The organism is Streptomyces sp. NPDC101152, assembly GCF_044768275.1.
In the GTDB taxonomy this organism is placed as follows: Bacteria; Actinomycetota; Actinomycetes; order Streptomycetales; family Streptomycetaceae; genus Streptomyces.
The window spans coordinates 294889-302768 of record NZ_JBIWPO010000007.1; the positions used below are offsets into that span (position 1 = coordinate 294889).

At 72.7% G+C, this 7880-nt stretch carries 8 protein-coding genes; 3 read left to right on the plus strand and 5 right to left on the minus strand.

Going from position 1 to position 7880, the window contains the following annotated elements; all coding sequences use genetic code 11:
- Nucleotides 1–134 precede the first annotated feature (134 nt).
- Both ACIRVK_RS12820 and ACIRVK_RS12825 read left to right on the plus strand, forming a co-directional pair.
- On the plus strand, nt 135–1625 hold the full coding sequence (locus tag ACIRVK_RS12820; protein ID WP_404246117.1) for an FUSC family protein: 1491 nt from the start codon (nt 135–137) through the stop codon (nt 1623–1625).
- Between the two features lie 90 nt (nt 1626–1715).
- Nucleotides 1716–2750 carry a lactonase family protein gene (locus ACIRVK_RS12825; protein ID WP_404246119.1) on the plus strand — a complete coding sequence of 345 codons (1035 nt, stop codon included), beginning with the start codon at nt 1716–1718 and terminating at the stop codon, nt 2748–2750.
- 71 nt (nt 2751–2821) lie between these two features.
- Here ACIRVK_RS12825 and ACIRVK_RS12830 read toward each other — a convergent pair whose 3' ends face one another.
- Nucleotides 2822–3745, minus strand: coding sequence for a sirohydrochlorin chelatase (locus ACIRVK_RS12830; RefSeq protein ID WP_404246121.1), 924 nt, complete (start codon nt 3743–3745; stop codon nt 2822–2824).
- Nucleotides 3746–3887: 142 nt separating this feature from the next.
- The gene (locus tag ACIRVK_RS12835; protein ID WP_404246123.1) at nt 3888–4919 is read right to left on the minus strand and encodes an N-acetylglucosamine kinase; all 1032 of its coding nucleotides are present in this window, start codon (nt 4917–4919) and stop codon (nt 3888–3890) included.
- 119 nt (nt 4920–5038) lie between these two features.
- On the opposite strand from ACIRVK_RS12835, the gene ACIRVK_RS12840 reads away from it, so the two are divergent.
- Nucleotides 5039–5716: a uracil-DNA glycosylase gene (locus tag ACIRVK_RS12840; protein WP_404246125.1), complete on the plus strand. Its 678-nt coding sequence runs from the start codon at nt 5039–5041 to the stop codon at nt 5714–5716.
- Nucleotides 5717–5807: 91 nt separating this feature from the next.
- Here ACIRVK_RS12840 and ACIRVK_RS12845 read toward each other — a convergent pair whose 3' ends face one another.
- Genes ACIRVK_RS12845 through ACIRVK_RS12855 form a run of 3 tightly spaced genes read right to left on the minus strand, consistent with a single transcriptional unit; the run spans nt 5808 to nt 7647 of the window.
- Nucleotides 5808–6830 (minus strand): zinc-dependent alcohol dehydrogenase family protein, encoded by a 1023-nt coding sequence (locus ACIRVK_RS12845; RefSeq protein ID WP_404246127.1) that lies wholly within the window; start codon nt 6828–6830, stop codon nt 5808–5810.
- Between the two features lie 29 nt (nt 6831–6859).
- Nucleotides 6860–7273: a cupin domain-containing protein gene (locus ACIRVK_RS12850; protein WP_404246129.1), complete on the minus strand. Its 414-nt coding sequence runs from the start codon at nt 7271–7273 to the stop codon at nt 6860–6862.
- Nucleotides 7274–7326: 53 nt separating this feature from the next.
- Nucleotides 7327–7647, minus strand: a complete 321-nt coding sequence (locus ACIRVK_RS12855; RefSeq protein WP_404246131.1) for a carboxymuconolactone decarboxylase family protein — start codon at nt 7645–7647, stop codon at nt 7327–7329.
- Nucleotides 7648–7880: the final 233 nt, after the last annotated feature.

The following is a 7880-nucleotide window of genomic DNA, read 5'->3' on the forward strand; positions in this document are numbered from 1 at the left end:
GACTGTGCCAATGGCCCAGCTTAATCGCTGTCGGTTGAGCCGGCTGCGGTCCTGATGCTGCAATGGGCACGTCGATGGCGCTGCGGACCCCGCGGCGCCTTTTCCATGCCAGGTATCGAGGGGGCGGAAAGCAGATGCTGAAGACGGTGTTCGTGGCTCCGGACCCGGGGCGCACCAGGCTCCGCTTCGCCGCGCGGGCCCTGCTCGGCATCGGCCTCGCGGTCTGCGTCTGCGCTCTGGCCGGGCTCTCCCTCGCCGGCATCGTCACCGGCGGGCTGGCGGCCCTGCTCGCCCTGTTCACCGTCGCCGACCCCACCGTCCGCCGGCAGACGATCACCACCGCGCTGCTGCCCGCCGTCGGCCTGCCCGTGCTCGCCGTCGCCGCCGAGCTGCACGACCACCCCGTGGCCCGCGACCTGGCCTTCCTCGCGGTCGTCGGCGCCGGTGTGTACGCCCGCCGCTGGGGCCCGCGCGGGCACAGCCTCGGCGTGTTCGCGTTCATGACCTTCTTCGTCGCGCAGTTCCTGCACGCGACCTTCGGCCGGCTGGCGGAGCTGTCCGCCGCGGTCGTCCTGTCCCTGCTCAGCGCCGCGGCGGTGCGCTTCGGCGTGTGGTGCTACGAGGACCGGCTGCCCCCGGCGCCGGTGCCCGCTGCGCCGCCCGGCCGGGGGCTTGCCCGGGTCACCACGCGCCAGGCCGTCCAGGCGACCGCAGGAGCGGGTTTCGCCCTCCTGGTGGGCCAGCTGGTGTCCGGGCAGCGCTGGTACTGGGCCGTCGGCGCCACCTGGTGGATCTTCGTCAACACCGCCTCGCGCGGCGAGACCCTGGTCCGCGGCTTCCGCCGGGTGCTCGGCACGCTGATCGGCATCGGCCTGGGCCTGCTAGTCGCCGTCCCCGTCCACGGAGCGGCCGCCCCCACGGCCGTACTCCTGGCCGCCTGCGTCTTCGGCATCTTCTACACAGCCGCCGTCTCGTACACGTGGATGATGCTCTGTGTGACGCTCCTCGCCGAGCTCCTGTACGGCCTCCTCGGAGTCCTCACCCCCGGCCTGCTCGCCCTCCGCCTCACGGAGACCGGAGTCGGGGCGCTCGGCGCCGCCCTGGCCGTGTTGTTCGTCCTCCCGGTCACCACGCACACCACCACGGACGGCTGGATCCAGCGGGCCCTGCGCTGCGTGCACAGCTGCACGGCGGAGGCCGCGGCCCGGCTCGCCGGTGTTCCGGACGCCGACCCGGCGTCGAGGGTCGCGGAACTGGAGCAGCTGCTCGGTCGTGTACGGCTGTCGGTCGCGCCCCTCGTCCATCCGCTCAACCCCATGGTGGGCCGCAAGCGGCGGGCCCGCCGGGTGCTGGCCCTCCTCGACGACTGCGCACGCGAGATCCGCGGCCTGGCCGCCGTGGCCACCGACCCGGAGGCCTCCCACGACGCCCGCCTCGCCGCGGCGTGCTGGCGGGTGGAGGCGGCGGTCGAGGCCCTCACGGGAGACGGGGACCACCCGGCCACCCCCGGCCAGGATCCCGCCGGTTCAGGTGCCCTGGCGCACCTCCACGGCCTGGAGCGGGCCCTCGCGGAGTTGTCCACGCCCCTGCGCGCACCGTCAAGATCGCCTCTGGTCGGCTCCTGACATCTGCGCGACGTCGGCACCTCTGGTCTAGACCGCGTGTGATCGACTGCTACCGTCGCCCCGACGGCACAGCGGCGAGAGGGGACAGCGGTGACGGATGGCGGCATGCGGCGGCGGAGGGCCTTCATCGGGTCGTTCACGGCGGCGGGGGGCCCGGGGATCGTGACGGCGGCCGTGAACCGGGACACCGGCGCCCTGACCGCCCTGAGCAAGGTGGACGGCGTCCCCGACCCCTCCTACCTGGCCCTGGCGCCGGGCGGGGACGTGCTCTACGCGGTCAGCGAGACGTCCGAGGGCGCGGTGGCCGCGTACCGGGTTGCCGGGGACCGGCTGGAGCGGGCCGGCGCACCGGTGCCGGTCGGCGGGGACAGCCCCACGCACCTCTGTGTCTTCGCCGGCCACGTGCTGACGGCCAACTACGGCTCCGGCAGTGTCACCGCCGTTCCCGTCCGCCCCGACGGCACCCTCGCCGACGGCCCCTCCGCCGTCCTGCGGCACAGCGGTTCGGGCCCGCACAACCGGCGCCAGCAGGGGCCGCACGCCCACCAGATCCAGCCCGACCCGAGCGGCCGGTGGGCGGTCAGCGTCGACCTCGGCACGGACTCGGTCCGGGTGTGCGCCCTGAGTGACGGCTCTCTCACGATCCACCGCGAGATCGCTCTGCGCCCCGGCTCCGGACCGCGCCACCTCGCCTTCCACCCGGACGGCACGCGCGCGTACGTCGCCAACGAGCTCACCCCGACGGTCACCGCCTGCCGCTGGGACGCCGAGGAGGGGACCCTCAGGCCGCTGGCCGAGTACCAGGTGCTGCCCGCCGCATCGGCCGGCGACGCCTACCCGTCCGGCATCGTCACCTCGGCCGACGGCCGCTTCCTGTGGACCGCCACCCGGGATGAGGACGTCCTGTCCACCTTCGCCGTCGAGGGCGACGAGTTGCGGCTGCTCGGCACCGTCCCCTGCGGCGGCCACTGGCCGCGGGCCCTCGCCGAGTCGGCGGGGTTCCTCTACGCCGCCAACGAGCGCTCCGGCGAGATCACCTGGTTCGCCGTCGACCCGGACACGGGCCTGCCCCGCTACGAGGGCGCCCTCGAAGTCCCGTCCGCCTCCTGCGTCGTCTTCGGCTGAACCCGCACGGCGAAGGGCCCGTTCCGGGGTGCGGAGCGGGCCCTTCGGTGGTCTTGCGGTGGCGGAGCGCGTCAGCGGACCGGCGCGCCCTGCGGCTGCTGCGGTGCGATACCGAGAGCCGTCGTGTACTTCGCCAGCGCGAGCTTGCCGATCGCCGGGTAGGGGCCGAGCGGCTCGGCGGCGGAGCAACCCGCCTCCTTGGCCGCCTCCTCGATCAGGCCCGCGTCGATCTCGGGCCCTATCAGGTACGGCGCCAGCGCCAGTTGCTGCGAGCCCGAGGAACGCAGCTGCGCGGCGACGGAAGCGATCGAACCGTCCTGGTCCAGGGCCGCCGCCATCACCGGCACGGCCAGACGCGCGGCGAGCAGCATGCCGGTGATCCCGGCCGCCTGCACGGCCTCGTCGCCGCCCACCGAGGCCAGGACGATGCCGTCCGCGGCGGTCGCCACGGTGAACAGCCGGGCGCGGTCGGCGCGGGCCAGCCCGGCCTCCGACAGTCGCACGTGCAGCGCCTCGGCGAGCAGCGGGTGCGGGCCCAGCGCATCGGTCAGGTCGGCCGCGACCCGGCTCTCCATCACGGCCTGGCGGATCCGCCGCAGCAGCGCGCTGTCCGGCCCGGCCAGCAGCGGCACCACGACGGCCACGGGCCCGTCGGGCGCCTTGACATCGAGGCCGGCGGCCTTGGCCTGCTCATAGCGGGCCGTGCGCTCCTCGGCGGCCTGCACGAGCACGGCCTGGAGCGTGGGGAACTCCGCGTCGTCCCCGTCCAGGTATCCGATCCGCGCGTCGATGCCGGGCAGCTCGGAGCGCGCGATGCTCACGACCTCCTCGGCGAGACCACGCGTGGCCGTGCCGGGAGTACCGGGCACCGCGAGCACGAGCGCGGGCGCGCCCTCGGGAGCCGCCAGGGGCTCGGGTCGGCGGTGCCGCCCGGGCTGGCGAGGTCGCGGCATTCGTACTGGCAGGCCGGACGCGGGCCCAGTGGGGGAGCTCATGGCGACGCATGTTACTGGCTTATGGGGCTCGTCCGTTCGGGGAGGGGGCAGGTGAGCGGTATCCGTCCGCTTTTGTCTGATGAGTTACGTACAGATCCGAAGTGATCGCCGTGCGAATCGGGCGGATTGCGATGCCTGGGGATCAGTCGCCCTTTGTGGTCACCACGGACAACATCACCGGTTCCCCCGGCAGGGTGAGCGTGCCGGCGGCGAGGTCCACGGCGATGCGCAGCGCGCCGTTCAGCGGATCGCCGGCGGCCGTCACCCACCCCGCGTGCGGCAGCACTCGGGTCAACTCCTCCCGCAGCGGTACGAGGAGAGGGTCGCCCATCTTGAACAGGCCCCCGGTGACGGCGACCTGGGGCGCGCCTTTGGTCGGGCACACCGCGGCCGCCGACTCGGCCATGTGCCGGGCCGCCGAGCGCAGGATGTGCCCGGCCACCGGGTCGGTCTCGGCGCAGGCGGCGACCTGGGGTGCGAAGGAGGCGAGAACGGCGGGGCGGTCGCTGCGGGGGTAGAGCCGACCGGGCAGTCCGGACGCCGGGCCGAACATCTCCTCGGCGCGGGCCAGCAGGAGGCCCGATCCGTTCGGACGGCCGTCGTGAGCGCGCAGGGCCGCCTCGAGGCCGGCCCGCCCGATCCAGGCGCCGCTGCCGCAGTCGCCCAGCAGATGACCCCAGCCGTCCGCCCGGAACCAGCGGGTCAGGTCGGTGCCGACGGCGATGAGGCCCGTACCGGCCGCCACCACGGCCCCCGGACGCGTTCCGAGAGCGCCCGCGTAGGCCGTGACCGCGTCGGCGGCGAGGGCGAGGGACGGGACGCCGAACTCCCCGCGCAGGGCCACCGGAAGCTCCGCGCGCAGCGCGTCGCCGAGGGTGGCGAGCCCGGCGGCCCCCACGCAGGCCGCGCGCACCTCCGTGACCCCGTACTCCGCGAGCAACCCCCGTACCAGGGGCACCAGTTGCTCCATGAAGTGCCCCGTGTCGATCCCACGCGTTCCGGTCCGCACCGGTTGCGCCGACTCGCCCTGTCCCAGGACGGCCCCCTGAACCGTCCCCAGGACGACACGCAGCCCGGACCCCCCGGAGTCGACGGCGAGGACGGCGGGCGAACCAGGACGAGTCGCCCTGCGATCACCATGAGGGTTCGAGCCCTCAGCACTCCACTCAGGCAACGGGCGCTCGCCTCCTCCCGGTGACCGCCTCCGTGCTCTACCGGACCGGCTGCATCACTTTGATCAGGGGGAAGAGTAACTGTGCGGAGCTCCGGTGTGTGCCAGTAGGGTGACGCGCTGTGGCACGACGACCTCTGCATGAACTTGTTGAAGCGGGCTGGGCGAAGGCTCTGGAACCTGCCGCCGAACGTATCGCCGCGATGGGGGACTTCCTGCGGGCCGAAATAGCGGCCGGCCGGACGTACCTTCCGTCCGGAGCGAACGTCCTGCGGGCCTTCCAGCAGCCCTTCGACGACGTTCGTGTCCTGATCGTGGGTCAGGATCCCTATCCCACGCCGGGCATGGCCATCGGCTTGAGCTTCGCGGTGGCGCCGGAGGTGCGCTCGTTGCCGGGCAGCCTGGAGAACATCTTCCGGGAGATGCACACCGATCTGGGGCTGCCCAGGCCGTCCAACGGCGATCTGACGCCCTGGACGGAGCAGGGAGTGCTGCTGCTGAACAGGGCGCTCACCACCGCCCCGCGCAAGCCCGGCGCGCACCGGGGCATGGGGTGGGAGGAGGTCACGGAGCAGGCGATCCGGGCGCTGGCGGGGCGCGGCACGCCCCTGGTGTCCATCCTGTGGGGACGTGACGCACGTAATCTGCGGCCGCTGCTGGGGGACCTGCCGGCGATCGAGTCCGCGCACCCGTCGCCGATGTCGGCGGACCGTGGATTCTTCGGCTCACGGCCGTTCAGCCGGGCCAACGACCTGCTGGTGCGCCAGGGGGCACAGCCGGTGGACTGGCGCTTGCCGTGAGCGGCGGACACGACTCGACGACGTCGGAGGGCACCGACCCGGGCACCCCCGGTCGGTGCCCTCCGTTGGGCAGGGCAGGGCCTTTGCCCCCTCAGGGACGCAGCAGGATCTTGATGGCGCGGCGCTCGTCCATGGCCTTGTAGCCTTCGGCCGCCCGGGACAGGGGCAGCTCCAGGTCGAAGACCTTGCCCGGATCGATGCGGTCGGCGAGGACCAGGTCGATCAGGTGGGGCAGGTACTCGCGTACGGGGGCCGGGCCGCCGCGCACACCGACGTGGGAGAAGAACAGCTGCTCGCCGTCGAGGGACACGCCGTGGGGGACGCCGACGAAGCCGACGTTGCCGCCGGGACGGGTGGAGGCCAGCGCCTGCTGCATCGACTGCTCGTTGCCCACGCACTCCAGCACGCGGTCGGCGCCGATCCCGCCCGTCAGCTCCTTGATCCGGGCCACGCCGTCCTCGCCGCGCTCGGCGACGACGTCGGTGGCGCCGAACTCGCGGGCCAGCTTCTGCCGGGACTGGTGCCGGGACATGGCGATGATCCGCTCGGCGCCCAGCTCCTTGGCGGCGATCAACGCGCACAGGCCGACCGCACCGTCACCGACGACGGCGACCGTGTCGCCCGGTCGTACCTCGGCGGCCTTGGCCGCGTACCAGCCGGTGCCCATCACATCGGAACAGGCCAGCAGGCTGGGGACGTACTTCTCCTCGGGCAGCTCGGGGGTGGCGACCAGCGTGCCGTCGGCCAGCGGGATCCGGATCCGCTCGGCCTGGCAGCCCTCCGCACCGACGAACTCCCGGTGCAGGCAGTTGGTCTGGTAGCCGTTCCTGCAGTTCGGGCAGGTGTTGTCGGAGGCGAAGAACGAGCCGATGACGAACTGCCCCGGCTGCACCGCCTTCACGTCGGCGCCGACTTCCTCGACGATCCCGACGTACTCGTGCCCGAACGGGGTGGGCTGAGGGACGGGGTTGACACCGCGGTAGTCCCACAGGTCCGAGCCGCACACACAGGTGGCGACGGTGCGGATGACCGCGTCGGTCGGGTTCTGGACCGTGGGGTCGGCGCGCTCCTCGAAGCGCACGTCCCCGGGAGCGTAAAGGACGGCTCCACGCATGATGAACGGGCCTTTCCGGAGGGGTGCGGTCAGCGGGCGGCGGTGACCAGGGCCTTGGCGTACTGCTCGCTGGTGACGGGCTCCAGCCAGGTCGTGCCGTCACCGTTGTCGTCGCCGACGAGCATGGCCACGTGGGCCATGAGGGTGGTGTCGGTGGCACCGTGCCAGTGCTCCTCACCGGCCGCGCACTTCACCGTCTCACCCGCTGTGGCCCGCACGACACCGCCGTCGCGGGTACCGACCAGGCCGACCCCGTCGGTGATGTGGAGGATCTGACCCTTGGCGTGGGAGTGCCAGTTGGTGCGGGCACCAGGGGTGAACCGCACCAGGGCGGTGGCCAGGCGGGCCGGGTCGGTGGGCGCCTCGATCTGGTTGAGGTAGACGTCGCCGGTGAAACGCTCGGCGGGAGCCTTGGCGGTGGGGGTGGAGGTGATGTGTTCCACGGCGGTGTTCCTTGGTCTCTGACGGTGGGGGAAGGGAGTTCGGCTCGGCCGGGTCAGGCGGCTCGCTCGTCGGCGAGCTTCTTCAGCAGGTTGATCGCGGTCATGGCGTTGGGCCATCCGGCGTAGAAGGCCAGGTGGGTGATGGCCTCGGACAGCTCCTCCACACTCAGCCCGTTGTCCAGGGCCATCCCGAGGTGGTGGGGCAGCTGCTCACTGCGGTAGAGGGCGGCCAGCACACTCACGGTGACCAGGCTGCGGTCTCGCGGCGACAGTCCGGGCCGCTCCCAGACGTCTGCGAACAGCACGTCGTCGGTGATCTCCACGAGCTTCGGCGCGATACCGGCCAGATCCTGGGGGGCAGACTGCTTCGGCACGGAAATCTCCTTCATCGAACGGTGCGGGCCCGAGTGCCACGTGTGTCCGCCATCGAGGAAACCGCGGCCCACGGAGGGGGAGAAGGTTCTGTCGTTACAGGTACTGACAGAGCCCCCCACCCGTGCGCCGTCCGGCTTAGTGGTCTGCGTCGTAAGTCCTTCGGGGGTTGACTTTGGAGCTGGTTGCAGGCCTGTTCGCGGTCAGGTGCCGAGGCCTGTGAGGTGGAGGTGGC